Genomic DNA, 25,121 nt, shown 5'->3' with positions numbered 1-25,121 from the left:
GAACGGGCGAAGCAATCCACGAATTTTAATCTACTCAATCTGCAAAATCTGCGCGACAATTTTAACATCTATTCTATAGAACAAAGCAAAAAGTAAATGAAAGGCGTATTATTAGTAAACTTAGGATCTCCGGAAAGTCCAACTACAAAAGATGTAAAACCATATTTAGACGAGTTTTTAATGGACAAACACGTGATCGATGTTCCGTATTTGTTGCGAGCTTTTTTAGTTCGTGGCATTATCCTGAGAAAAAGACCGGAAGAATCTGCACATGCTTATACTAAAATTTGGTGGGAAGAAGGTTCTCCGTTAGTGGTGCTATCTGAAAGAATGCAGAAAAAAGTACAGTCTTTAGTAAATGTTCCGGTTTCGCTAGCAATGCGCTACGGAAGTATGACAATTGAAAAAGGGCTACAGGAATTGCATGATAAAGGAGTCACAGAAGTATTACTTTTCCCTTTGTATCCGCAATATGCAATGGCTTCAACATTGACAATTTTGGTTAAAGCAGAAGAAATTCGTAAAAAGAAATTTCCACAAATGACTTTTACCGATGTTCCTGCGTTTTATAACAAACCGGATTACATCAAGAATCTGGCTGATTCTATCCAGAAACATCTAGTTGGATCCGACTACGATCATCTGTTATTCTCTTATCACGGAATTCCGGAGCGTCACATTCGCAAAACCGATGTAACCAAATCACATTGTAAAATTGACGGCTCTTGCTGTAACACACCTTCACCGGCACACGATTTCTGCTATCGTCATCAATGTTATGAAACCACAAAACAAGTGGTGAAATTATTAGGACTTCCAGCTGATAAATACAGTTTAACTTTTCAATCGCGTTTAGCGGGAGACAAATGGTTAGAACCTTATACCGATGTTGAAGTTGATAAAATGCCAGCAAAAGGGATCAAGAAATTGGCAGTTGTAACTCCAGCTTTCGTTTCAGATTGTTTAGAAACGCTGGAAGAAATCGCAATGCGAGCCAAAGAAGATTTTGAAGCAAAAGGAGGAGAGAATTTCTTAGCGATTCCGTGTTTGAATGATGATGATGAATGGTGTCAGACCGTGAGTAATTGGATTAATGACTGGGCTAGATAAATCTAAATTAAGAGAATAGAACATTACATTTACTATTTCTAGCTAGATTATCTAATCTTTTGGTTAAATCCCCTAACTTTTGCACCTGATCTGCATAATGTCTGAAAAAGGAAATAAAATAAGCTAATACACTATTTAATAAGTTTTTAAATAAAAAACAGGCGCCAATTGACTGCAATTGGCGCCGTTTGGCTGTGGTGACCAGGAACAGGACAAATTTCTATAAAATTTATGGACGATTTGAAGAGATTGGCTTACTACTGGTAGTGGCTTTCTTTCATTGGCTTTATGAATTTGGTTTGGGTGTCCTGTTGGGGTTATTATAGCAGATTCCCCCTTAATTGATTTCATGATTTGATATTGATAAAGCATAATGGCGACTTGTAACCTTCTAATGTTAAATCGATATACAATTACTTTTTAGGCAAGCCCCATTTCTCAACCAATTCAGCATTAAGTCCACCAGCTTTAGCGTTTGGCTTGCCTTTCCCCGTTGTAATTAAACTCTTCAAACTTCCTTGTATATAGCTCGTCCACGCATCCTGACAAACACTATAACATTCGTGCTCAGGAACGAGTCCTTCGTGTGTAAACTGCATTTTGGTCTTTCCATTTTCATTGGAAATATCAAAAATCAATTTAGTGCCAATCCATTCTCTTTTGTCCTTTACAAAATTGAACTCATTATCCAAAACCTCATATACCAGTTTTTTATTTGGAACAATTTCTATCAGTTTTATTTTACTCAAATGCACATCTTGGTAATGATAGAAAAATGTTTCGTTAAGTTTGTCAGTATTACCTTCAATTTCTTCCGACCACCATGCCCGGAAATTTTTTATGGCATTAAACACTGTTACTGGATTTTGTTCCACCAAAATAGTTGACGTATAGTCTTTACTTTCTTTCATGTTGTTTTTTGTTTTAGTATTTATTGAATTCTCATGCTCTGGTTTAATGCTTGTGGTGTTATTGAAACTTACAATCACAGGAGCGACAATTACGGCTAATAGTATTCTTTTCATATGAGATCTTTTTAAATGACTTTATCTGTACTTAGTAATGGTAATAGCTTATTCTGCAAATACTCTGTCCATGCCGGGGTACAAGAATTGTAACATTCAACTTCAGGAGTCAGACCTTCGTGTGTAAATGTGAGTTTCGTCTTGTCTGCTTGTGTTGAAATTTCAAAAATTACTTTTGTTCCTGTCCACTCGTCTGTTTTTTCTAAAAAACTTAATTTGCTATCGGTAATTAGCCAAACCACTTTTTGGTTAGGTATGATCTCCACTATTTTTTGTTTGCTGTAATGGGCACCATTACCGGCATGAAAAGTGAATTCATCGTTAAGTTTTTCTGTCATGCCTGTAAAGGTTTCGTCATGATACCCTGTCCACCATTTACGTACCTTAAGAATAACTTCGAATACTTTCTGTGGTGTCTGACTCATAGTTAATGTTTGGGTGAAATTGGAAATTGCTTTCATACTTTTTGCTATTAAAGATTTTACATAGCAAAGATGATATCTAAAATTTACTTTTTAGGGGTGTAAAATAGACTTCCTTAGAGGTTGATTTGGACAATGTGTTTGTTTATCTTTGTCAAAAATTCCCAATGAAACATATTTCTATCTTGGTACCTGACGGTGAAAACAATTTGAGCAGCATTGTCGGTGCTTACAAAATTTTGTCAAGAGCCAATGCGTATTGGAAAGAAAAAAACAAAAAGGAACTTTACAAAATTGAGCTTGTAGGGCTTTCTGAAAAGGTTGACTTCCATGATGGTTTGTTTAGCGTAAAACCACATACTCATATTATAGGGGTAACAAAAACGGATCTTATTATTATTCCGTCATTGAACCACAACTATCAAAAGGCCATAACAGGAAATGAACCATTGATAAAGTGGATTGTAAGCCAATATAAAAACGGCTCAGAAGTAGCAGGTATCTGCACAGGTGTTTTTTTACTGGCCTCATCAGGTTTACTAGAAGGAAAGACCTGCTCTACGCACTGGGCGTTTGCAGAGCAATTTAAAACGATGTTTCCAAAAGTGAATTTGCAGACTGACAGATTGATTACTGACCAGAGCGGAATCTATACCAATGGGGGAGCCTATTCCTTTTTAAACCTTATTATCTATCTGATAGAAAAACACTTTGACAGACAAACGGCTATTTTTTGTTCCAAAATATTTCAAATTGAATTAGACCGTCAAAGCCAGTCGGCTTTTATCATTTTTTCAGGACAAAAAGCACATAGTGATGATGTAATGAAAAAGGCACAGAACTATATAGAAAATAATCTTAAAGAAAAAATATCCATTGAAGCTCTAGCTTCCAAATTTGCTATTGGAAGAAGAAACTTTGACAGGCGTTTTATAAAGGCTACTGGAAATACACCTGTTGAATACGCACAAAGGGTAAAAATTGAAGCGGCAAAGAAATCCTTCGAAACTAGCCGAAAAAACATTAACGAAGTAATGTATGAGGTTGGTTACTCGGATCTTAAAGCATTTCGCGAAGTATTTAGGAAAGTATCAGGAATGTCACCATTGGAATACCGAAACAAATACAACAAAGAAGCTTTGAGCTAGCACAATAATAAAAGCCTTCCAGAAAATATGAAGAGCTTAATGAGTAAAGCAGCAATGAATTATTTTTTTGGTTACGCAATAAAAAACTACACAGTCCGATGAGATAGTGCTTTAGGTCATGGTTTTATATCAAAAAGACATCAGCTCCCTATATTTAAAGTTTTGAGTAGGCAAAAAAATCTTAAGCAGTATCTCATATATAATATGCTATTACTATTGTTCAGGATAGTAATTATAGAAAAAGCCCTGAAATTTCAGGGCTTTTTCTATAATTGTATTTTATTCTCGGAAAATTACATTTTCGGAAGCAGTACTGTATCCACTACATGTATAACACCATTGGATTGATTTACATCTGAAATAGTAACTTTGGCCTTATTGCCGCTCTCGTCACTGATGTACAAATCTTTTCCATCCATCCAGGCAGTTAAAGTTCCGCCGCTCACTGTTTTTAAAGTTGCTTTTCCTTTACCGGCTTTTATTGCTTTTGCAATATCAGAACTATTCATTTTACCGGACACTACATGATAGGTCAATATAGTTTGCAATGTTTTAATATTCTCAGGTTTCAATAATGTTTCAACAGTTCCGGCCGGTAATTTACTAAAAGCTTCATTTGTCGGTGCAAAAACAGTAAATGGACCTTTACCTTGCAGGGTTTCAACTAATCCTGCTGCTTTTACTGCTGCTACCAATGTGGTATGATCCTTTGAGTTTACCGCATTTTCTATAATATTTTTATTAGGATACATAGCCGCTCCACCAACCATTACTGTTTTTTGTGCAAATGATGTAAATCCAAATCCTAATGCCAGGATTGCTGCTGCTAAAAATTTTCCAGTTTTCATAATTACTTTTTTTAAGTTATAAAGTCATTTACGCTTTAATATTCTTTTTGGTTTTAAAATAAGCCAAGAAATAAACTAAAATAAAATCGAATTAACTAAAAGGTATTATGGATTAGGATTTTAAGGGAATATTTTTTTGATAACTTACCTTTGTTAAAATAATTTGCGATGTTATCTTCACAATCAAAGCAGCCTGAAAAGATGAAACGGAGAGGCGAAAATTTCTTATTCTAGTTTTGATATGTTTAGGTAAGAAAAGTAGTTTTAAATGTTATACTTTTAATCTAACTTTAATAATCGTAAATTCTGTATCAGGCTACTATATACTTATAGGGTTTGAATATGCGATTTAAACATGGAAGCGAATTATTTTTCAAATTGTTTACATTTACCAAATAATGTATCTCTTATGTACGAAGAATTAAAATATTGGTAAAGATTTTAAATAACTGTTTTATAGTGTTTTAAATTTTGTCTTAAAACAAGGTGCACCGATTCTGCACCTAAATGCAATTATGTCTATTTCAATATTTTATTCATAAAATGTTTTACTAATACAGTTTCGAACCTAAACTCGCTAGACCTATTTTTTGCTAAATTTGTGGTTTTAAAAAGCACGATGTACTTCGATTATGTCACAAAATTCAAAGTAGTAATTTTTTTATGATTTAAACTTGCTTTTACATTTATCTAAATCTAGGATCTTTACAATTTTGACTGTCTTTAAAAACTGAAGGAACTATTTCTTTCCCCCATATTTTTTTTCCTGCTTTCTGAGGATGTAAAATGAAATATTCATTCCTGCTGGTAAAATATTGAGAGATGGCCTCCTTACATTCCTCAAGGCTTTCATAGTTACTATTATGAATTACGGATTTTGCCAATCCACTGAACACCGACTCAATTACATTTAAGAACTGAGCTGAGGCTGGTAATGGCGCTAATGTAATAATTGGAGTTTGATGCTCTTTTCTGTAAGCTTCATGATTGATAGAATCTAAAAAATTATTGAGTTCTTTTGAGGAGTGCCATGATGCAGCATCCCAGGAAAGATATAGTTTCTCTTCTGTGTTATATTGCGACAACAGCAGTTTAATCAATTTTATAATTTCTATTGTATTCTTTTTTGTGGAATAAAAATGAGTAATTTGATTTGAAGATAATTCTAATGCAGCTGTACAAATTGTGAAACCCTTACTTTTTTGTATTTGAGGAAATGTTTTTATTACTCCTTTTTGAACTAGTGATCTGCCTCCTTTTATTTTAACTGCAAAGGGACCAAACTCATCTATAGAAAAAAACTTTTCTCTTGTTCCGAGATTTTTTAGAATATTGGTAATTTCATTCATTTTTTTTCTGAATTGTGGATCTGGACTGGTAAGCACTTCTTTTGCTTTTCGGTAAGTATAACCCTCAGATTTAAGATATTGTGATATAGTGGAAGTAGAAATATATGTGCTATATATTTTTCTATACGTTTCTGCAAGATCGGTCAAGAACCAAGAAGTACGATTTATACCATGCAGTTTAGGAGGCTCATGAATTAGCTTAATAATATTTGTTTTTTTCTCTTCTCTAAGCTGTAATATATTAGGGTTGGTTTTATGATTTTTCTTTTCAAACCCTGAAATGCCGTATTTTTTATAGCTATTTATCCAGTCCCTGACTGTATTTCCGGACCTTTCAATTTTTTCAGCAATTTCTGCAGTCGGTCTGCTTTTATAAGATTCTGTAATTACTACAGATAGTTCCCATCGATGGCGGTCAAGTGAATTTCGCCAGCTTCTAAAGGTTTTTAAGTCTTCTTCCGGTATAAAATTCACGTCCCATGCTTTATGAATAATGTGCTTATGTGTTTTGAGCCAATTGTTAAAAATAGTAATAAATTGGGAACGCTTATAACCAACTGTATATACAGTAAGATATCTATGCCATGCTATTATTGCGCTTGAAAGACACTCAGGTTCTTGCTGTGCCAACTCAAAAAGAAAATTTTGCAAATCAATTGTCTTTTCAATGATATGTTTCCTTGATTTAAGAGTTGGAAGACTCTTTTTGGTATAAAGTAGATCGTTACTGTTAGAATGAAAAAGTGAGGTGTAAAATCTTGCATAACGTTTAACAGTGTTCCTTGAAATATTAAGATTAGAGGCACACTGGCTAATATTTAATTTTTCGGACTCTACCAAAAGAGCAATCTTGAGCTGTTTGGCTTTTGAGATAGTATGGCGGGACATGATTAAAAGTATAAAATTTGACGTCAAGTATGATTGAAATTACAGAGTAAAGATGTAATTATAGATAATATATGGTGTCGTCAGGGGCACCTATATAAGTACTGTTAAATTAATGCTGGAATTATTATTAAAGATAAGGGAGATTTAATAATGTTAGTGATTGTAATGCTAAAAATTATTTAAATTGTTTTAACCACTCTAAAAGATTCGAACCTAAACTCGTAAGGCCTTTATTTTACTGGGTTTCTATTTTTATGAATAGAATTGCGCCATGATTCCGCCACAAAACTTAGGCTGGTGAAGTATTTCGAAAAAACCGCCATACTTTTTTGTGGCAAAAAGTTATCCACTCCAAAATTCATGTGCTACGATTCTTCCACTAAACACAATGTATATCGTTTAGAAACTGCCTTAGCTTTTTGTGGCAAATTTGAAGGCAACTCTATTCCATTTTTTGTGTCTTCTAAGATTGATGTAAAAACAGGTACTTATACTTGGTTTTCTTATTTTTTTTAAAGCTAATTTGCTGATTAAAAACACTAATTTACGGAAAACCGTAAAAATAGTTCAAGATGGTTTGATATGTTTGACAAACAAACTTTCTTATTCTTAAAATGGATATCTGCCGCTCCCATTAGGTATTGAATGGATTGATTATTTGCTTTTCCATGATAAAAATAAAGTATTATTGGCAGTAATGGATAGGATTCATTTAAAACCCAGGGTCAGACAATCAGGCCGCTCCGTGATAATCCAAGAATCAGAAAAGCGAGCCAGATTCGTGAGGCATTTAATGTAGAAATTGTGAAAGTTTCGATCAAGAATAAACCTGACCGTGAAAAAAGAACATACGAACGAGACAAAATTATTTACGCTGTTTTCATGAATTTAAAAATTGGCTGGCCGATAAAAACAGGACTTAAACAAAAAACAGCCAATCGTTAACGGTCGTTCTGGCCGTCATTAAAGGATTGGTAGCTTTATAGTTCTGAGGTTTTAAAGATTGTGACTTTTTTTTATGTCCGCCTTAAAAGCAATAGGTCGTGGATTTAAAGATGAAACGCTAAATTAAAATTTGTTATAACAGCTAATTTATTGCTATTGAAAAATACAGAGAAAACTAACTTTGATTTTATTAAAATTCTTAATGAAGAAAAAACGTATAAATTGCTATTTCCTGATAGGGAGATCGGGCTTGCCATTGTTTTAATTTATGAAAAAATTGTTGAAGGGGATTTTGTGGATGAAAAATTTACAGAAAAAGATCTGCACGAAGCTTTTGAAAGGATATATAAGACAAAAGAACGTTATCCAAAAGAGGTCTATTCCAGTCACATAATGGACCTGCAGGAGTATTTTTTAGATTACAGCCAGGAATCCCAAAAGTATTTTTTTAAGGATTATGCCTATAAATTTTGCAGGCATGCAAAAGAAACCCTCAAAGGAGCTTTTAATCCGACGCGGATCCAGGAAATCTGCAGCCATCTTTCCAATACACTTGAAAAAAGCAATGATATTGGCGAACTAATTTTTTGGCTAAAAGTAATTTTTAAAAAGTTTGAGCCTGATCTGCGAGAGCAGATTGATTTCTTAGACAGACAGATAACAGAATCTATAGAAGTGCTTAAGAAAGAAACTGATTTCAGCAACCAGGGATTCATCGAGATCCTTATAGCTACTGACCTGAGCATGAACAATGCCCAGAACCACGTAAAAGAACTGCGCTCGGCCTATTCTGAAACAAAAACGATAAGAGGCCTGCTGGAGAACAAGCAAAACACAGACAATGAAATCAATGAGCTGATTTCCGAAGTGTATTCATTTGTGAAATACATCAATGAAAGGCTGAATTCAATTGATAGGAAATTAGACAGAATCCAGCCCAAGATAAGACAGTTATTTTCAACATTAAGCAAACCACTGCTGAGTTCAAAAATTGAGAAGTTTATTTATCTGCTATTATATAAAAGCACTGTAGAATCCAACAATAGAAATAAACCCGTAGTGTTTCCTAGCAATATAACTGTGCCTAAGATTCATATTGAAACACCTAACTTTACCATAATTGACAAAGACCGCGAATTATTTCCATCCAAACCAAAGGAAAGAAAAATATATATTGAGAACCATAAGGAAATAGGGAAAAACGTTAAGAAAGCCGAGGATAAAATAAAGGAAATAGATACTATTAGGAATTGGGAAAAATACATTTTATCTGAAATAAAATTAAAAGGGAGCATCAGATTGTCAGAAGTTTTTTTTAAAATTATTCAAGAAAATAAAAGCAGCCAGATAGCTGTGAGCGTAACATTTAATATAATTAAATATGTTTACGGCAATAAAGAAAAATTTAAGCTGCAGATTGATAAAGAATTGGAAATCCATCCTGAATTTAAAAATATAACGTTATGGAAAATGAAAGTAATAAAATTAGCCTGAGCAGTTTTCTCTACAGTGATAATTCAGAGGAGTTGTTTGCATCAATTGATTATTTATTGAAAGATGGGATGCACATTCAAAAGCAGGGAAAACAAATAAATCAGTTCAATTTTATTTCACAGAATCAAGAAAGCCTAAAAATGTATTACAATACTTTTTTTAAGGTTGACTTGGTTGAAGCAGGCCAGGATAATGCAATTTATTATTATTTAGATTTTATTAACAATAATAGAGGACACATTTCTGAGAAGCACAGGCATATGCTCAAAAGCGAGTATGTAATTATTGGGTTTCTGATTTATAAAATTGTTTTTATTGACAGAGAAATTGATCTGGAATCTGTTCAAAAATTAAAAGAAAAAATCCGTATTGAATCTGAAGACTATAAACAGGGAATTTATGCTTTAATAGCCAAATCAAAAAACACAACTCCCGGAAATTACAATGATGACCTTATTGATAGGACCATTCAGTCTGCTCTTGAAGAATTTAAGAAAATTGGGTGGATAAACCTGGAAAAAGATGAGTTTCATATACTGCCGGCTTTTGACCGATTGCTGAAAGTATATGAGGACTATATTATAAACATAGATGAAACACTAAACGAACTGAAATGAAAAAATATCCTATAATTAAAAGGCTGTCCGCATTAGGGATAGTTCACCATCAGGGATTTGACTATGATTTCAACTCATTTAGGACCGATTTTGTCGGTGAGGGCGGAGCTGGAAAGAGTATGATTTCGGATATGCTGCAATTGATCTGTGTAGGTGCTATCGCATTTCATTCCCCAACAAAAAGCACCGGCCTTAGACAACCCAGTACAATGGTTTTAAGAACCGATGGCAAGGGGACCGATATGGGCTATGCTTTTATAAATGTCGAGGTTGATAAGAATAAATTTATTGTCATCGGTATTTATTTGGAAAGCTCCGGCATGTCTAATATGTTTATTATCCAGAAAGGCAGTAATTTTGATGACGACACTATACTAGTTGCTTTCGATAAAACTTTAGGATATTCTGATTTTCTTAAAGATGACCAAATACTGCCTATTGAGAATTTGAAAGAACATATGATAAATACCTTGGAACTGACCTGCGAGTCGTGGTATAAGACTTCTAATTATCATAAAATTCTTTTTAAAAATGAAATACTTCCCATTGATCTGTCAATCAGTAGTAAAACTCTAGAAAATTATGCCAAAATTATCCAGGCATTTTCCAGAGAATCTCTGGATATGAATAAAAGCGTAAAATTGCAGAACTTTTTATTTGGAGAGGAAAAAGAAAAAGAATTACTGAAAAAATTCAATGATACAGTAATAGCACTGAACGGAGATTCCAAAGAATTTGAAAAAAATCTAAGCGAAATCGAACTGCTCACAGATAAACAAAAAGCGTTGAGTGAACTGCTGAAACTGAAAAATGAAAAAGATAAAAAACAGCAGATTTTTCTCCTGGCATCTTTTAATTTTTATTCAAAAGAAATTGCCGATGCAGAAAAACAGATCAGTGAGAAGATCAATCTCTATGATGAGAGTTCAGAAAGACTTATTGAATTAAAAAATATTGTAGAGCATAAAATAATCAGGACAAAAGAAAAAATAGACATTATAGAACCAAAGTGGGCGGCTGCATTTAAAGAAAAAAACAAGTGGGAGGAAAGTGCCAGTAAAGTAAAAGTATTGAGCGACTGGCTCAAAGATTTTAATTGCTCTAAAGAAGATCTACAGGCGCGCTACAGCAAATACCATCAAAATAAGCATCATATAACCCAGGTGAAGGAGCTGACCGAAAAGCTGAAATCTAAAAATATTTTAAGCTTTTTTATTACTGAAAGGCTTGCTGGTAAAAATATACTGGTGCAGATCAGTTCAAAAACCGGCCTTTATAGAAATGAACTCGAAATCAAAAACAAATTAAAGGCTTTAAATAATATTGAAGATGAAAAATCTTTAGCACATTGGGCTTTAAACCACACTGCAAAATTAGATTTATTTCAAGAAAGCGTAGTTCATAAATACCAAAATGAGGATATTCGGGTCCAAGAACCAGATAATCCCGCTTTGCGTTTTATCCCCAAACCAGATCAATTACTGGAGAATATTAAAATAGCAAAAAAAGACGACAAAGGTTTTTGGATTAGCTTAGAAGGGCTGATGGAATATATACCAATTGCTGAATCGCCCATTTTTGACAGGCAGGATAAAGAAGGGATTAAGGAATATTTTCAGAAACAAACCTCTACAATAAAAGAAGATATTATAGCTTTAGAGGGAAAACTATCAAGTATTGAACTTATTGGAGAAGTTTTGGAAGAACTGGAAAATCCCGATGATTACCTACTGGCATTTAATTTAGACCTGGGGCTGGAATATCAGCTTGAAGACCACCAGATGTACAATTTGGAAAGGGCAGTTTTTAATGACTATTTGGATGAATTTTCAAGAGAGAAACAAATTAATGAAGAGCTTGCAAATGCAGTAATAAACTTTAATAAACTAGAGCAGGAGAAAAGAAAATGGGTTAATCTAAATCTCAACCTGGAGCAGGAATTGAAAACTTTTAAAATACCGGTCATAATTGAGAATATAGAGTTTTATAAAAATAAATATAATGTCAAGCCCACCTATAGTGCAGATCTTGAATATTTAAATCAATCGATAGAACAGGCACCTGATTATTTTTTTAAACTCAAGCAAGAATGCAGCACTCAATTCATCAATAACAATCAGTCTGATTTCTTAAAGGAGATAGACCTGAGAATTTCAAATTTTGGGTATAAGAAGAATGAGCTTTATATCCAAAATCCTGATCTGTTTGCAAATGAAACTGCTTTGGATACTTCCGATGATATTGCTATTGAAGAATTAGAAAAAAAATATACAGCTTCTAATATAGCATATATTTCCAGGTATAATACTGTGGTATATACTTTCGTTAAAGACAAACAGAACCACTATGAAGGGACAGATGATTTTAGTTCTTTATGCAGAGAAATTCTGCCTCAGGAAATATTTGACCAAAGGGATCTGCTGGAAGAGGATATAGTGGAGAATATATCTAATTACCTGCGAAATATAAATATTAAAAATAGAAAGCTAAACAGCCGAAAGCTCCAAAAATTAAGTGAAATCATAGATGATGTTTCCAATGAGGTAAGCAGCCAATTGATGGATGTAAGAATTATAAGCAACTTTTTAAATTCGGAAGAAAAAAAAATAAGCGGTGGGCATAAAGTCAGTCTGGATGTATTATACGATGATGCGCTTAAAAAAGAGTGGATGAATAATTTCACGGAGCAAATCAATAAAGATATACAGTACGGTATTGATGAGTCCTTATTTGAAACCCTTAAAACATTTTCTGCAGAATTTGAAAATTTCCCGGCATTGGAAGATAAATTAAGAGAAGCATTTTATCGAACTGGCGGTTCAAGGACAGTTAAACTTGAAATTAAGGATTTATTAAATCCGAAATCCTATTATGGATTGAAGTTTTCAATTAAATCAGCGCAAGGCAACAAGACCGACGGCAGTACCAGCCAGACGTATTCAGCAATAGCACTTTTATGCATGGCAAAATTATCGTTGCTGGACAAAGGGGCAAAATCTAAAAATCAAGAAGGGATCCGATATATGGCAATTGATGAGGCAGAAGGACTTGGAAGTAATTTTGATATGCTTTACGAGATCGCAATAGCAAATCATTACCAGATTTTATCATTATCGATAAATCCTAATAAAATTGATGCGGAGAATCAAAACATATATCTGCTCCATAATAGTTTGGAAGATGAAAATGTAAACTATACTCCGGTTCCAATTTTTGGACTGTTAAACAGCTGATTATGAAAAAAATGGAATGGAAATACCTAAAGGGACTGCATCAGCTTTATATTTCAAAACAAACACGATTAAAAATTGTTAACTGCGACTATGTTAATCAAGTAATTTTAAAGCAGAAGAAACTGATAAAATATAGAGTCGGGAATCACAATATTATCGAAGCATCACCAAGATTCAAGGAGTATTACGAGCAGCAATTTTTAGAAACCTATAAATATTATAATAATTTCTTTGAAAAATCAGGCATTGAAAACGATGCGAAAAAATCTTTTGACGAACAGGATTTAAAGGCACTCATGTTTGTTTTCTATAATAAGGAAGAATTAAAAAGGAATGTGACTACAGAGAAAAAGTTATCTGCTTTAATTTATAAAAATCAAAATTCTAAATATCTATCAAATAAACTCAGTGTAAGGAATGCTGTTCTGAAAATATTGGAATTGTCTGAATTTCCGGAAAAGGACCCTAAAAATAATCAGTGGCGATTTGTTGTTGACTGCAATGAACCAAAAATCATTGTGCTTTGCGAAAATATTGACTGTCTTAAGGTTCCTCTGGAATATAAAAACCGCAATATTGAATTATGGTATGTTGGGGGTAATAATACTAAACCGCTGGAAGATATTTCCCAGGACAAATTAAAACTTCCAATATATTATTTTTGCGATTGGGATTATAACGGATTACTGATATATTCAACTGTTAAAAAGATATTCAGGTCCAAAGGTACTGAGGTTAAAATTATACAGCCCCTTTCACTTGAGGCTGCAATTAATGTTGATGTAAAACATCATAAAAGCAAATGGAAGGGTAATGATTTTTCAAATTTAAACAGAGATGATTTTTCATCGCATGAAATTGAATTTATTAATGAATTAATTACCCAAGATAAATGGATTGAAGAAGAATCTTTAGATTTAATCCATATACTGACTGATAATAATTATTTATAAAGCTGAATATGAGCCTGCCATATGACCAAAATCTGCCAGTGAACAAATTGGCATCGGTATTTGCCAATACTTCGGCCTCCTATAAATTTTACTGGTTCCTGGCTATTCTTGAACTAGTAGAACAAGGTCATACATATATTCCTAAGCGCATGCTTTTTGCGAGAATGATCAGCAACTCATGGTATACCGTAAATTACTTTCATGTTTCATTTGGAAAACAGGATCTAATCCAGGAATCTGTTAGAGCAACTTTAAGAATAGAAGGCCTCAGGGTAAATGAAAATAAAAATGTAATCAATACCGTTTTAGAAAAGACTCCCAGCACTGAAACAATCAAAATATTAAATCATTTTGATAAAAATGTACCCCACTGGTTTATTTCGTCTTGGTTTTCTGGCAATCGCAATAACATTTATTCCCTTTCTCAGAATTTTGAGCACGGATGCATCTACCGTTTAGAAAAAGATGCTATAGAGATAAATCCCCTCTGGATATCCTATCTGAAATCAAATTCAAAAATACTTAGAGACTTCTGTTATTGGAATTTGTCACTTTTTCTTCAAAAAAGAAACCCTAATGTTCCAGATATTTCAAATAAAATAAGCAGGGGTTTATCCAGAAACTCTTTAATGAAGCAAACCAATGAATATTGGAAGCTGGTCTTTGCTGAATTGGGAGCTGTAAACTGTATTTTTACAAATAAAAGATTGATTTTTGAAGAGAAGAAATTTGCTTTAGACCATTTCGTTCCTCATGCGTTTGTTTCTCATGACTTAATTTGGAACTTAATCCCAATTGATAAAACTTTTAATTATTCCAAAGGTGACAAACTTCCCTTGATCGAAAAACATTTTGATGATTTTTTTAATCTCCAAAAGCTAGCTTATGAAATAGTAAAAAGCCATAATGCAAAGAATAAATATTTGGAAGATTATCTTACCATTTTTCCTGATTTGCAACAGGATAAAGGGCTTGATTATCTGCGGTACAGGCAGACTGTTCAGCCTCTTTTGACGATTGCCAATAATAACGGTTTTTCATATCTAAAGGATTAATGGAAATAAAGAACTTCTTGTTTATTAAATGATTATATGAAATTTTGTACCATACTGACTGTCTTTAGAATATGCTGCGAGTTTGCTTATTCTTAAATACTGAAAATGAGTATAAAATAAAAAACCTGAAATCATTTAATTTTCAAGGTCTACTACTTTTTTTAGCGCTTTTTATAAACTTTGTTAGCCTATATTTTTAAGCCTTTCAACGTAGGGGAGATATAAAGTTTCGAACCCAAACCCTCACAGAATATTATTTTGTTGGTTTTTTGGTTTTGTAAAGTATCTTTTGATACCATTCTGCTATAAAACTTTAAGCACTGGCTTTATTAAAATTAAATTAAATTTGTTTTATAGAAAGTATTCAATTATCTAATTATTATATTACAAAGATTATAGTATTACTGCAATATTGTTATTGATTTTTTTGACTAGTAGGTATCGACATGAGCACTAAATGCCTTGAATTTTTTTTAAGTATGAGATTATTTCAAACAATCTCTCTTGACCAATACTTTTTAGAACTTCATATTCTTTTTTATGACAATACCTATATTTTCGATCACTTCCACAAAAACATTTTGAGGTACGTAATGGCTTACTGTTTCTATAAATATGTATAAGTGTAGAATAGACTTTTGTTAAATCATTAATGTGTAAAATATCATATAGAGATTCTAAGATCCCCATTGATCCATGGGATCTTTCATTAAGGAAATAACCTTCTTTCTCTCTAAAACTTTGGTTGTGTAAATAAGGAAGAACTTGTTTCTGAATGAAACTTGTAAGCGTAATTCCTTTTGCACAGTAAATGTACTCTTCAATTGGTGTGCAGATACAAAAATGACCATCTACATAAATATGCCAGTCAATATTGTGTGGTAATCGTTGATTTGTTTCATACACTAAAGGAAAACTATTTGGGTAGTCGTTCGGATATTCTATTCTTATAGAATATTTATCATACATAACATTGTTTTCATCAACGAGAACGAGATTCCCAATAAGGTATGGAAGAGAATCTTCCCGAATACATAATTGTAAATCGGGAAAACTACTCGTCGCTTCAAGAGCTTCTTCAGCGAATCTATTATATAACTTGTTCATAATAAAATGGATATGAGGTTATTGCGCCATTAGCCGCTGCTGTATTGCGAGAGATATCTTCTTTATCCTCACCAATAGGGAATCTATCACCTAAATTTTTACGCCATAGTTTACTGGCTTCTTTTTGATTAGTATTACGGATTGCAGAGTCTGCATCCGCTATAAATTTGTCCAGTGCTTCTAAAAACTTTTCTTTATTTGCATAATTTTCTAGCAAATTATCATTTGGTACAGCTGGAACAGTACATTTGAAATCTTTACTAAGCTCTTTTTTGATTTCCTTAAGAATATCACGTGTTGTGATATCATCACGCTCATTTAAAACAATTAATTCTTTAGCATTAGTAGCTAAGATAGTCAGAGCTAAACCACTAGGCATTTTAAAACTTTGATTGTCAGCCCATCCTTTGAGATATTTGATGTTTCGTAATAATCGGCCCTCTTTATCCTTTTTGGAAACAAACCAAGTTACTACTGCCTTAGGATCGCTATCCTCAAAACCTATCCCATTGACTGCTATCTGATATTCTTTTCCATCCTCTTTACAATAGACTGGATGGTCTATTTCATAATCATTTGAAAAAATTGTACGGACGCATTTTTTACGATTCTCCGGAGCAACATTAGTGTAGCCATCTACCGCTTCTTTAACCCAATCTTTAAGGGTTGAGGCTGTTACATCTGGCGCTCGAAAGAAATATATACCATCATCTAAGTCACAAATGTCTTCTGCTGTGCGGATGCCATTTTTCATTTTATAAGATCCTTGTATATAGAAATATGGTACATACTCGGGATGATTTGCTTTAAACCATTCCCTAATTCTTTTTCGAAGACCTTCTTTCGAATTTTTCATTTTCTCGTTCTTTTTCGAACCTATGGATATATTATCATGATAATCCTGAAATAAATTGTTACAGCTTGCCATATTGTTATTGTTTTAAAAAAGTTAAAATTTCTGTTAATCTGTTTTTTGCTAATTCCTCCCCAATGGACTTCATTCTATCTATATGTTTACTTTTGGATGAGTTTAATTCTATGTTGTCACCTTTCATGTCATGTTGGATACGTAAATGACTAAATGTGTTGCCTATTTTGCTCAGAGCACGTTGTAAAAAGAGAAGATATTGTTCAGTGATCTGCGCTTGTGTGTCTAATACCAAATCGACTAACTTGGGGTTCGGAAATAACCAGTCAAATACGTTCTTTGGACGCCACGACCGTTTTATTATTTGTTTTCCTTGACCGGTGCCTAATGATAAGATCGCGATGTCTCCAATAGAAATATTAAGTTTATCAGTTGCTTCAAAGACACCAATTAATGCGGGATTATTAGCAAATATTCCACCGTCGATCATATTGATATTAGTTCCTTCTCCAAATTCGTTCTTAAATGAAAAAGTGTGGGGTGGAAAATACACTGGCGCAGAGGCACTAGACATCGCTACGTGATATGCAGGGAGCTTATAATCTCTTCTGTAATCTGGATGATGTTTAGTTTTTAAAACATTTATTGCTCCCTCATTTCCATTAAATGCAGGTATGCATACCTTATTTTTAAGATCATTCATTAGTGGGTCTCTCCCTCCATTAGCCTCTGCATAGACTTCTCTAAGCTTTTTTAGCAATTGTTTATTACTATAGATCGCATTAAAGAATGCTCTACTTTTACGAGGTAGAAAACGAAAGACAAATCTTGGAAAGATAATTTTGGCATTATCTTCATAGAATTTAGCCAATTCTTTTGCTGGAATCTCTAAGGCAAGGCCTATTGCAAGGATTGCTCCTGTAGACGTACCACAAATAAGATCGAAATGCTCGTGTAGTTTTTTCTCCGGTTCTTCCTTCTGTAATTCTGATTCTAACTCAGATAGAACTTTGGCTGGGATAAGTCCCCTTATCCCGCCTCCATCTATAGAAAGGATCTTAAATTTTTTTCTCACTTCTTTATCCATCATATATTATTTAAACGGTTCACCGCATACTGCTGCCCAATTACTCCAAATTGTTGAAACACATCTTTCCAAAGGAATTCCTAATTCTCTAGCTATTACTTGTGCTTCATCTCTTGCAGTATCTGCTGTCTTATTAGAGTGGTAAAGGGTAGTGTTTGGAAAGTAAATTATTTTACAATTCGTAGTTCCTGGGATGCTATCTCTATATCCCTTTGATATCATCTGATCTTTGAATTCCTGATGTTTTGAAGGAATGTCGTAGGTTATTATTATTGCCATATTCTAAAATTTTTACTGTTTATAAATGGGGTTATCTAAAAAGATAACTCCGAGAACTTATTTGGATTTTTTTACTGCTTCCTTTACAGTTGTTTTAGGATGCTTATCAGCGTAAATTTTAGTTACGTACTTGCCTGTCCCTGCATTTCTATATGTTGCCATTTTCTTTGTCATTTTTTATACACCTCCTTTCTAATTTAATTACTCCCATAAAGCTAATTTCATGCCATGTGAAATTTTAGCGATTTTAGCTTGTTTTTGTTAATAATTATGTCAATATTTGATTTTTAATTATCAAAAAATGATATGAAAACATTAATTTCATGGGTTGCCACCATGCATGATTTTACCAGAAACCCGTCGAAAAACCAGATTAATGGAATCAATGAAAATGGTCCTACCTTTAATTTTCACAAAGATTTCTTTGACCATGACAGACATATTATTTTATCGTCGGAGAAAGGAGACAATCCTGATCCATATGTGGAAAAACTAAGGACTGTTTTAAGCGTAAAATATCCTGGTCGAACTATTGACACTCGATATTTGGACGTTACAGATGTAATTGATATCCCTCAAATAAAAACCAAAGTAGAAAGCTTATTACTTAGGGAATGCAAAGAGGATGACATTAATATATTTTATTCTCCCGGCACCTCTGCAATGCAAATATCATGGTACTTGATTCATGCGTCAGGTTTGTTAAACACTAGATTATTTCAAGTTCGTCCCCAAAATCATTCTAAAACAGGGAAAGCTGAATTGTTACAAATGCAGATTTTAAAATCCACTATTCCTAGTGGAAGTGTGATAAAAGAAGAGAGTGTCGTAAAACACAAGGAAGAATATTTAATTACAGATACATTAAAACCAATTTACGACAGAGCTGAAATGATTGCTAAAGCAGATCAGGTAACAACTTTAATTTATGGAGAAAGCGGCACGGGGAAAGAACATTTAGCGAATTTTATACATCAAAACTCAGTAAGAAAGGACAAGTCGTTTATCGCCATAAATTGTTCTGCATTTACCGATGAGTTACTTGAATCAAGATTATTTGGTCATACGAAAGGATCTTTTACAGGTGCAGTTTCAGACCGTAGCGGGTTACTCGAAGAAGCTCAAGGCGGAACTATCTTCTTAGATGAGATAGGCGATATTTCCCCTTATATGCAACAATTACTATTGCGTGTTATCCAAGAAAAAAAAATTCTTAAAATAGGAGACACAAAGGAAAAAAAAATTAATGTTAGAATAATTGCCGCTACAAATAAGGATCTCCCTATTCTATGTGGAGAAGGAACATTTCGCTGGGATTTATTCTATCGGCTTGCAGTGACAGAGCTAACTTTACCACCTTTGCGAGATAGAGGCATGATTGAAAAAAAAGAATTAATTGATTTTTTTATAGAATCTAAAAGGAAGCTATTTAAAAGATCTAAAAAATTGCGCTTAGGAAAAGATATAGAGCAATTTATATTAAACTACCCATTTCCCGGAAATGTTCGTGAAGTAGAAAACTTAATTGAAAATCTTTATGTTTTTAATAATGATGTTGTTTTACAGGATACCCTACCAGCAAGACTGCTAAATCCTACCGATGAATTTAAGTTAGATTTGAAAACGGCAGAAAAATTACATATCATAAAGGTTCTTAAAATAGCAAAAAACAAACAGCAAGCATCAAAGTTATTAGGCTGTGTAATAAATACGTTAGAGAAGAAAATAAAGGATTATGAAATAAAAATTGATGATTTTTAGATTTAGGAAGTATCCCATAAAGTGTGTAAGAAAAAAAGTATTAGAGTTTGCGTAAACCTTAGTGCTTTTTTTAAATATTTTTACTGGATTTAATTTAAATAGTTTATTAATTAAAGTTTCAAATATGTCATCTCACATGATTTACATTTTCTTTTGGTTTGATCTAGGTCAGCAACGTTAAAGCGGCCTTCGATTTTTTCAAATATGTCCAATCCTCTGCCTAATGTTATTTTCCAACCATTGTTTACAGCTATAAAGCGATCATGGTGATTTTCCATTCTGTAAGTTAAATTTATACCAAGATCAGTTACACTTTCTTGGAGTTCTTCAAAATAGCCTATGGAATCACTTAAATGGGTTTCATCATTCCATGAAACAATTTCAAGATTGACTTCGTCTTCTAATGCTTTATTATTTCCTAACATCATGCAGAATTCTAATAAATTTTTAAACTGATAAGGCATCCTTATATAAGGATCTTGAATAGTAATATTTTGCGCCCCTTTTAAATAATCTCCAAATAATTTTTTATAAGAAATTCCGGTTTGATTGTCTTTCAAAATGGTTTGATGTGGTTTTAAATCTAATGTCGATTTGGTAGTTGAACTGATATCTGTTTCCTCTGAATCAGAATCCTCTTTGACCTGAACAGCAGCTTTGTAATTTAAGTTTTCTAAAGTTTCAGGAAACACCTCTTTTCCCGTAGTTCGTATTGTGTATTTAAACTCTACTGGTTCTGATTTGAAAGTTTCGTCAATAATATACAATTGATCTTTTACTCTTTTCCTTCCTTCAATACAAAAGTCTAGTATTTCAAGTAATTCTTCATCAGTTATTACTTGATTTGGATATAGTAATTTAACCATTCCGGAAACTGATTTTCTAATAGCTGTTTTATCTCTGGTTGTTAAAGAACCGTCTAACGTAATTTTATCATCGAGTACAGAAGAGAAATCAAACTTTCTTAATTCTCTTAATAATTCTGCTAAATAATCCACAATAAAGCCATATTCCCTGGAAAATACAGATGATTTTAAAATACGAACTTCCCAGCCAGGAATATACATGTGCATCCTATCTAAAAAAGCTCCCTTTATATATCCGTCAGGGATGGATTCAAATAGATGAGAATTCTTTAGCATGTATGGTACATTGTGTTTTGTATTACCAACAAAAGCCATCGATGCTGTAGCTTGATAAGTTTCTTTTCCTCTATTAAAACTTTGATTTGCCATGTAGTTTTGCATGATCTTGACTAAATCACTATCAGTACGTTTACCTCCCTTTTCTTGTTCAAATTCATCCAAAGCAACAACATCCCAATATCCAACTAATCCAATTTTGTCACCGTTGTTACTTACAAAAAGTCTCGCTTTAGAAACATCCCCACCAGAAACTAAAACACCATGTGGAGATAGTTCAGAAAATATGTGCGATTTACCTGTTCCTTTTGGACCTAGTTCTATAAAATTATAGTTGTTTTCTACATGTGGAATTAAGCGAGATAATTGGATGAATTTATCACGTTTGTTAAACGATTCCGGATTTAAACCTATACTGTGCATTAATAAATCTAGCCATTCCTCCGAAGTGAATTCTTTACGTAAATCGATATATTCGTTTAAATTTACATTTGAAACTTGAATAGGTTTTAAATCAGCGATGATCCATCTCATGTTTATATCATCTTCATGAGAGTAAGCTAGAGTAACGATAGACCAAACGCCACCACCACTTAATAATTTAGGATTATCAATTACCATTTTGTCTGGTATAGGTACTTTACGTAATCCTAAATTAGCAAAGTCAGCTTCATACATATTAGCTGATTTATCATTTAAAGTAACATTAATCTTATCAATTATCTTATAACTACCTGAATTTCGAATTTTTGCTTTTACTATTTCCGCATCAGAACGGTGTACGTAATTGTCCCTAATCACATTTCTAACTTTTTCGATTCCAGTTTGAATGATCTCTTCGTCATCAATGGCACAATTTTGTCCTAATAAAAATTCTAATACATATACAGGTACTGGATTGTTACCCTTTACCAATGCTGTTAGGTCTTTGCGGACTACTTTTCCTTCGAAATGTTTTATTATTTTGTCTTTTAATTCCATAGCTATTCTATTTAGAAGTCCATTCCCATTAAGGTACTAATTGTAATCAAGTCGTTTAATACTATTGGATTGAGTTTGTTTTTGTCTTTAGTATCGAACGCTTTCAAATAGCAAAATGCTGCTTTAGAACCGATTGTGTTCAATGTTAAAATGATTTCGAATACTCTTTCTTTTGGGTTGTTTGAGGTAGCATTACAGTTTAATTCTATTTCATTGGAAAGCAATTCTCCTTTATCATTGTATAGACCTATGGTAACCTCAAGACTTTTTAATTCATTAGATACCGGTTCGTTTTGTAGTACCGAAATTCTAATATTTCCTGTTATAATTTTATTGACGTTATCTATTCTTCTAAAAGAAACTGTTTCCGTAGTTTCCTTTTTTTGTTTGTAATATTTAATTACCGGTGTTATTAATTCTTGAATACTGGCACCGCCATGCACAAACTGAACTCCAATATTTCCTTGTCTACGGTATCTGTTAATAGCTCTTGGAAGGGCAATTTTTAAATTTGTATCAATGTTTGTTGTGTTTTTCATATCCAACACATATCCATCAGGTTTGCCTTCAAAAGTATCACTAATTACAAAACGTGAATTGTCTTTGCTGTATCCTTTTACTTTTGGCAACTTTTCTCTGTCATTTTCTTTTAATTCATTGTGGTTGAATAAAAATCCGTGATCTGCAGTAACTAAAACATGAGAAATATTCCAACCGTATATTTTTTGGATCAGTCTTTTTATTTGTTCAACTACTTTTGAAGTTTCTTCAAATGTTTCGTGTTCTGTTCTTTTTTTATCACCTATGGCATCCATCCAATCGTGGTAGATGTAGACTAACTTGTTTTTGATAAAAAACTTTCTACCGGTATCTCTATCAAATTTTATAATTTCTGCATAATCTATAGTAACACTATCTGGAACGGCTTCCTGTAAAATGGCTTGTCGACACTGGCTGTTTGTTGGATTACCGTTGATTTTATATACTAAATCCTGTTCTCCTTTTTCGACGGTAATTCCTTTATTAGGAAGTAAGTTTGACATTCCTAAATTTGTATAGGAAGGAATTGAAGCTAAACAGGGTTGAATAGTTAAGTTGTTTTTACTATCTGCCAATAAATCATTGTACAATTCGTAACCCAATTCGTAACGGAATGCATCCGAGATAATTACCGCCATTTTATAATCAACATCAGCTAAATTATCTTGGTAGAAATTGAATTGTTTGTTGCAATCAATTTGATGGAAGTTAAATTTATTTTCCTCCAATACTTTTTGCCATTCGCTATTAAAATCTATTAGAAATCTATCATATTTATTGTTAAGTGTTTCAAAAATGGGCAATACTATTTTTTCGTACTCTTCTAAATGGTCTCTTATTTTGTCAAAAGCTATCACCGCTTTGCGGTAATTAAAATCTACTTTATGTAACTCTGTCGTGTATTCTTTTATGTAATCCTCTGCTTTATTAAAGCGGAACGATTTATAGCTTTCAAGAATACCATACATTGAAGCTGCAAAGTATAGGAACTCTATTTGATCTTTGATAAATTCTGAAATTGTTTCCTCATTCCTCCAGCGAATACATTCCTCTTTTGTTTTCAGTGCTTGAGAAATCACTTCACTGTATAATGTTTTTATTACGGTGTCCATCATTTCTTCAGAATAATAACCATATTCTGTTTCAGTGCCATACCATTTTAATATTGCAATAGTATTTATTTTGCTACCTAGTGTATTAAATAGTTGCTCAATTGCTTTGTTAGTAATTTGATTATTCTGCCATGCTTCAAAAAATTTCAGTAATTTATAATTGTCGGCTGTGCGTTTTATTTTTAAGGAATTGTAAGTGTCCGAAGCTATAACTTTGGTAGCATTTCCTACTAACACATTGTATTTTATTTTTGTTATCCAGTTGCTTGCTGCTTCTATGGACAGCATTTCTTCTTTAGTGTCCAATAAGCCATTGAACCAGTTAATTAACACACTATCTAATTCTAATTCTTTAAGGTTTCCATTTATTTTATTGAATTTGTTTTCGTCTAAAGCTAATGTCAACCATTTGTTCATGCAGTTGAATTTGTCTTCTACTACGTTAAATTCCAATGAAATGGAGATTAGCCCCTTTTTTAAACTATCGTCGCTAAAATTCTCTGGATCTAGTATTCGCGCTAACTTTTTTTTATTAGCTTTTATTTTTAGAAGTTTTAAATATTTGTTTATCAGATTTATGTTTATTCTTGTTTCGTGTAATTTATACTCCGCAAGAAATTCCGAAACCTCGTCTAGTTTTAATTCAATGTTGGCAGACAATAAATCTAGTAAAGGATATTTTTTTACTTTTTCACCTTCAGGTTTTGCAAAAGGATGGTAGAGGAATACCTTTGTGTTACTCCATTCCATTTCCAATTTATATTTTAGATCAAAATAATTCTGATTTACTTCAATTACTTTTATTCCTTCTTTTTCAATCGCTGTCAATTCCTCTCTCTTCGATCCATCAGCATCGAAGTAGAATAGTTTATTTTTGTCACTTTTTGCAAGTGTCTGAATTACTTTGTCTGCAAACATTGGTGTTGGTTATAAAATTAGATGTGATTTACTAATTTGTTGTATAAAGTATTTTTTTACTTTGGCTTCTTCTGCAAATGTTGCCCATTTTAGCACTATATCATTAATCTGCTGGATAATTTGGTTCGCTTTTTTAATGTTCATCGATTTTGCTAAAATTAATAAATCATCTTTAGTGATGTCTTTTCTTTTTCCATAAATACTAAATTGTGCTGACTTACCCAAGTACTTTCTGGGCG

Annotated in this window: 20 protein-coding genes; 8 read left to right on the top strand and 12 right to left on the bottom strand. The window is 32.8% G+C overall.

Annotated features, from left to right (window positions below; all coding sequences use genetic code 11):
• Positions 1 to 96 precede the first annotated feature (96 nt).
• Positions 97 to 1,110 (top strand): ferrochelatase, encoded by a 1,014-nt coding sequence (hemH, locus tag ACQY44_RS19015; protein WP_428231875.1) that lies wholly within the window; start codon positions 97 to 99, stop codon positions 1,108 to 1,110.
• 135 nt (positions 1,111 to 1,245) lie between these two features.
• On the opposite strand, the gene ACQY44_RS19010 is transcribed toward hemH, so the two are convergent.
• The 3 genes from ACQY44_RS19010 to ACQY44_RS19000 form a co-directional block, all read right to left on the bottom strand.
• Positions 1,246 to 1,461 (bottom strand): hypothetical protein, encoded by a 216-nt coding sequence (locus ACQY44_RS19010; RefSeq protein ID WP_428231874.1) that lies wholly within the window; start codon positions 1,459 to 1,461, stop codon positions 1,246 to 1,248.
• A 62-nt stretch (positions 1,462 to 1,523) separates the two neighbouring features.
• On the bottom strand, positions 1,524 to 2,135 hold the full coding sequence (locus ACQY44_RS19005) for an SRPBCC family protein (protein WP_428231873.1): 612 nt from the start codon (positions 2,133 to 2,135) through the stop codon (positions 1,524 to 1,526).
• 11 nt (positions 2,136 to 2,146) lie between these two features.
• Positions 2,147 to 2,596, bottom strand: coding sequence for an SRPBCC family protein (locus ACQY44_RS19000; RefSeq protein WP_428231872.1), 450 nt, complete (start codon positions 2,594 to 2,596; stop codon positions 2,147 to 2,149).
• Positions 2,597 to 2,724: 128 nt separating this feature from the next.
• Here ACQY44_RS19000 and ACQY44_RS18995 point away from each other — a divergent pair, with 128 nt between their 5' ends.
• Complete coding sequence (locus ACQY44_RS18995; RefSeq protein ID WP_428231871.1) at positions 2,725 to 3,705, top strand: GlxA family transcriptional regulator; 981 nt, start codon at positions 2,725 to 2,727, stop codon at positions 3,703 to 3,705.
• 293 nt (positions 3,706 to 3,998) lie between these two features.
• Here ACQY44_RS18995 and ACQY44_RS18990 read toward each other — a convergent pair whose 3' ends face one another.
• Both ACQY44_RS18990 and ACQY44_RS18985 read right to left on the bottom strand, forming a co-directional pair.
• Positions 3,999 to 4,553 (bottom strand): fasciclin domain-containing protein, encoded by a 555-nt coding sequence (locus ACQY44_RS18990; protein WP_035688618.1) that lies wholly within the window; start codon positions 4,551 to 4,553, stop codon positions 3,999 to 4,001.
• A 686-nt stretch (positions 4,554 to 5,239) separates the two neighbouring features.
• Entirely contained in the window at positions 5,240 to 6,790 is a 1,551-nt protein-coding gene (locus tag ACQY44_RS18985; RefSeq protein ID WP_428231870.1) for an IS630 family transposase, read from the bottom strand.
• A gap of 1,101 nt (positions 6,791 to 7,891) precedes the next feature.
• Here ACQY44_RS18985 and ACQY44_RS18980 point away from each other — a divergent pair.
• From ACQY44_RS18980 to ACQY44_RS18960, 5 genes are read left to right on the top strand one after another with little or no spacing between them, the layout of a single operon-like run.
• Positions 7,892 to 9,229 carry a hypothetical protein gene (locus ACQY44_RS18980; protein ID WP_428231869.1) on the top strand — a complete coding sequence of 446 codons (1,338 nt, stop codon included), beginning with the start codon at positions 7,892 to 7,894 and terminating at the stop codon, positions 9,227 to 9,229.
• The gene (locus tag ACQY44_RS18975; RefSeq protein WP_428231868.1) at positions 9,199 to 9,846 is read left to right on the top strand and encodes a condensin complex protein MksE; all 648 of its coding nucleotides are present in this window, start codon (positions 9,199 to 9,201) and stop codon (positions 9,844 to 9,846) included. Before ACQY44_RS18980 ends, ACQY44_RS18975 begins: the two co-directional genes overlap by 31 nt.
• A complete protein-coding gene (locus ACQY44_RS18970; protein WP_428231867.1) occupies positions 9,843 to 13,079 on the top strand; it encodes a DNA repair protein Rad50 in 3,237 nt (1,078 codons plus the stop codon). The genes ACQY44_RS18975 and ACQY44_RS18970 overlap by 4 nt, the downstream gene beginning before the upstream one ends.
• A 2-nt stretch (positions 13,080 to 13,081) precedes the next feature.
• Complete coding sequence (locus ACQY44_RS18965; RefSeq protein ID WP_428231866.1) at positions 13,082 to 14,032, top strand: hypothetical protein; 951 nt, start codon at positions 13,082 to 13,084, stop codon at positions 14,030 to 14,032.
• An 8-nt stretch (positions 14,033 to 14,040) separates the two neighbouring features.
• Positions 14,041 to 15,087 (top strand): HNH endonuclease domain-containing protein, encoded by a 1,047-nt coding sequence (locus tag ACQY44_RS18960; protein ID WP_428231865.1) that lies wholly within the window; start codon positions 14,041 to 14,043, stop codon positions 15,085 to 15,087.
• Between the two features lie 453 nt (positions 15,088 to 15,540).
• Here ACQY44_RS18960 and ACQY44_RS18955 read toward each other — a convergent pair whose 3' ends face one another.
• From ACQY44_RS18955 to ACQY44_RS18940, 4 genes are read right to left on the bottom strand one after another with little or no spacing between them, the layout of a single operon-like run.
• On the bottom strand, positions 15,541 to 16,194 hold the full coding sequence (locus ACQY44_RS18955; RefSeq protein WP_428231864.1) for a hypothetical protein: 654 nt from the start codon (positions 16,192 to 16,194) through the stop codon (positions 15,541 to 15,543).
• Positions 16,178 to 17,122 (bottom strand): cyclic GMP-AMP synthase DncV-like nucleotidyltransferase, encoded by a 945-nt coding sequence (locus ACQY44_RS18950; RefSeq protein WP_428231863.1) that lies wholly within the window; start codon positions 17,120 to 17,122, stop codon positions 16,178 to 16,180. Before ACQY44_RS18950 ends, ACQY44_RS18955 begins: the two co-directional genes overlap by 17 nt.
• Positions 17,123 to 17,126: 4 nt before the next feature.
• Complete coding sequence (locus ACQY44_RS18945; protein WP_428231862.1) at positions 17,127 to 18,152, bottom strand: CBASS cGAMP-activated phospholipase; 1,026 nt, start codon at positions 18,150 to 18,152, stop codon at positions 17,127 to 17,129.
• Positions 18,153 to 18,155: 3 nt separating this feature from the next.
• Positions 18,156 to 18,428: a hypothetical protein gene (locus ACQY44_RS18940; protein ID WP_428231861.1), complete on the bottom strand. Its 273-nt coding sequence runs from the start codon at positions 18,426 to 18,428 to the stop codon at positions 18,156 to 18,158.
• A 306-nt stretch (positions 18,429 to 18,734) separates the two neighbouring features.
• On the opposite strand from ACQY44_RS18940, the gene ACQY44_RS18935 reads away from it, so the two are divergent.
• Positions 18,735 to 20,189, top strand: a complete 1,455-nt coding sequence (locus ACQY44_RS18935) for a sigma 54-interacting transcriptional regulator (protein ID WP_428231860.1) — start codon at positions 18,735 to 18,737, stop codon at positions 20,187 to 20,189.
• Positions 20,190 to 20,299: 110 nt separating this feature from the next.
• Here ACQY44_RS18935 and brxL read toward each other — a convergent pair whose 3' ends face one another.
• From brxL to ACQY44_RS18920, 3 genes are read right to left on the bottom strand one after another with little or no spacing between them, the layout of a single operon-like run.
• Positions 20,300 to 22,312, bottom strand: a complete 2,013-nt coding sequence (brxL, locus tag ACQY44_RS18930) for a BREX system Lon protease-like protein BrxL (RefSeq protein ID WP_428231859.1) — start codon at positions 22,310 to 22,312, stop codon at positions 20,300 to 20,302.
• Between the two features lie 11 nt (positions 22,313 to 22,323).
• Positions 22,324 to 24,882: a BREX-1 system phosphatase PglZ type A gene (gene pglZ / locus ACQY44_RS18925; RefSeq protein WP_428231858.1), complete on the bottom strand. Its 2,559-nt coding sequence runs from the start codon at positions 24,880 to 24,882 to the stop codon at positions 22,324 to 22,326.
• A gap of 9 nt (positions 24,883 to 24,891) precedes the next feature.
• Positions 24,892 to 25,107 carry a hypothetical protein gene (locus tag ACQY44_RS18920; protein ID WP_428231857.1) on the bottom strand — a complete coding sequence of 72 codons (216 nt, stop codon included), beginning with the start codon at positions 25,105 to 25,107 and terminating at the stop codon, positions 24,892 to 24,894.
• Positions 25,108 to 25,121 lie beyond the last annotated feature (14 nt).

The organism is Flavobacterium sp., from assembly GCF_965277525.1.
Classification (GTDB): domain Bacteria; phylum Bacteroidota; class Bacteroidia; order Flavobacteriales; family Flavobacteriaceae; genus Flavobacterium.
Note: the sequence above shows the minus strand (reverse complement) of the source record. Positions and strands in the feature narration are given on the sequence as shown.

Excerpts from the sequence above, each read along its gene's own strand:
- hemH (WP_428231875.1), top strand. The coding sequence starts at position 97 with ATGAAAGGCGTATTATTAGTAAACTTAGGATCTCCGGAAAGTCCAACT.
- ACQY44_RS19010 (WP_428231874.1), bottom strand. The coding sequence starts at position 1,461 with ATGAAATCAATTAAGGGGGAATCTGCTATAATAACCCCAACAGGACAC.
- ACQY44_RS19005 (WP_428231873.1), bottom strand. The coding sequence starts at position 2,135 with ATGAAAAGAATACTATTAGCCGTAATTGTCGCTCCTGTGATTGTAAGT.
- ACQY44_RS19000 (WP_428231872.1), bottom strand. The coding sequence starts at position 2,596 with ATGAAAGCAATTTCCAATTTCACCCAAACATTAACTATGAGTCAGACA.
- ACQY44_RS18995 (WP_428231871.1), top strand. The coding sequence starts at position 2,725 with ATGAAACATATTTCTATCTTGGTACCTGACGGTGAAAACAATTTGAGC.
- ACQY44_RS18990 (WP_035688618.1), bottom strand. The coding sequence starts at position 4,553 with ATGAAAACTGGAAAATTTTTAGCAGCAGCAATCCTGGCATTAGGATTT.
- ACQY44_RS18985 (WP_428231870.1), bottom strand. The coding sequence starts at position 6,790 with ATGTCCCGCCATACTATCTCAAAAGCCAAACAGCTCAAGATTGCTCTT.
- ACQY44_RS18975 (WP_428231868.1), top strand. The coding sequence starts at position 9,199 with ATGGAAAATGAAAGTAATAAAATTAGCCTGAGCAGTTTTCTCTACAGT.
- ACQY44_RS18970 (WP_428231867.1), top strand. The coding sequence starts at position 9,843 with ATGAAAAAATATCCTATAATTAAAAGGCTGTCCGCATTAGGGATAGTT.
- ACQY44_RS18965 (WP_428231866.1), top strand. The coding sequence starts at position 13,082 with ATGAAAAAAATGGAATGGAAATACCTAAAGGGACTGCATCAGCTTTAT.
- ACQY44_RS18960 (WP_428231865.1), top strand. The coding sequence starts at position 14,041 with ATGAGCCTGCCATATGACCAAAATCTGCCAGTGAACAAATTGGCATCG.
- ACQY44_RS18955 (WP_428231864.1), bottom strand. The coding sequence starts at position 16,194 with ATGAACAAGTTATATAATAGATTCGCTGAAGAAGCTCTTGAAGCGACG.
- ACQY44_RS18950 (WP_428231863.1), bottom strand. The coding sequence starts at position 17,122 with ATGGCAAGCTGTAACAATTTATTTCAGGATTATCATGATAATATATCC.
- ACQY44_RS18945 (WP_428231862.1), bottom strand. The coding sequence starts at position 18,152 with ATGATGGATAAAGAAGTGAGAAAAAAATTTAAGATCCTTTCTATAGAT.
- ACQY44_RS18940 (WP_428231861.1), bottom strand. The coding sequence starts at position 18,428 with ATGGCAATAATAATAACCTACGACATTCCTTCAAAACATCAGGAATTC.
- ACQY44_RS18935 (WP_428231860.1), top strand. The coding sequence starts at position 18,735 with ATGAAAACATTAATTTCATGGGTTGCCACCATGCATGATTTTACCAGA.
- brxL (WP_428231859.1), bottom strand. The coding sequence starts at position 22,312 with ATGGAATTAAAAGACAAAATAATAAAACATTTCGAAGGAAAAGTAGTC.
- pglZ (WP_428231858.1), bottom strand. The coding sequence starts at position 24,882 with ATGTTTGCAGACAAAGTAATTCAGACACTTGCAAAAAGTGACAAAAAT.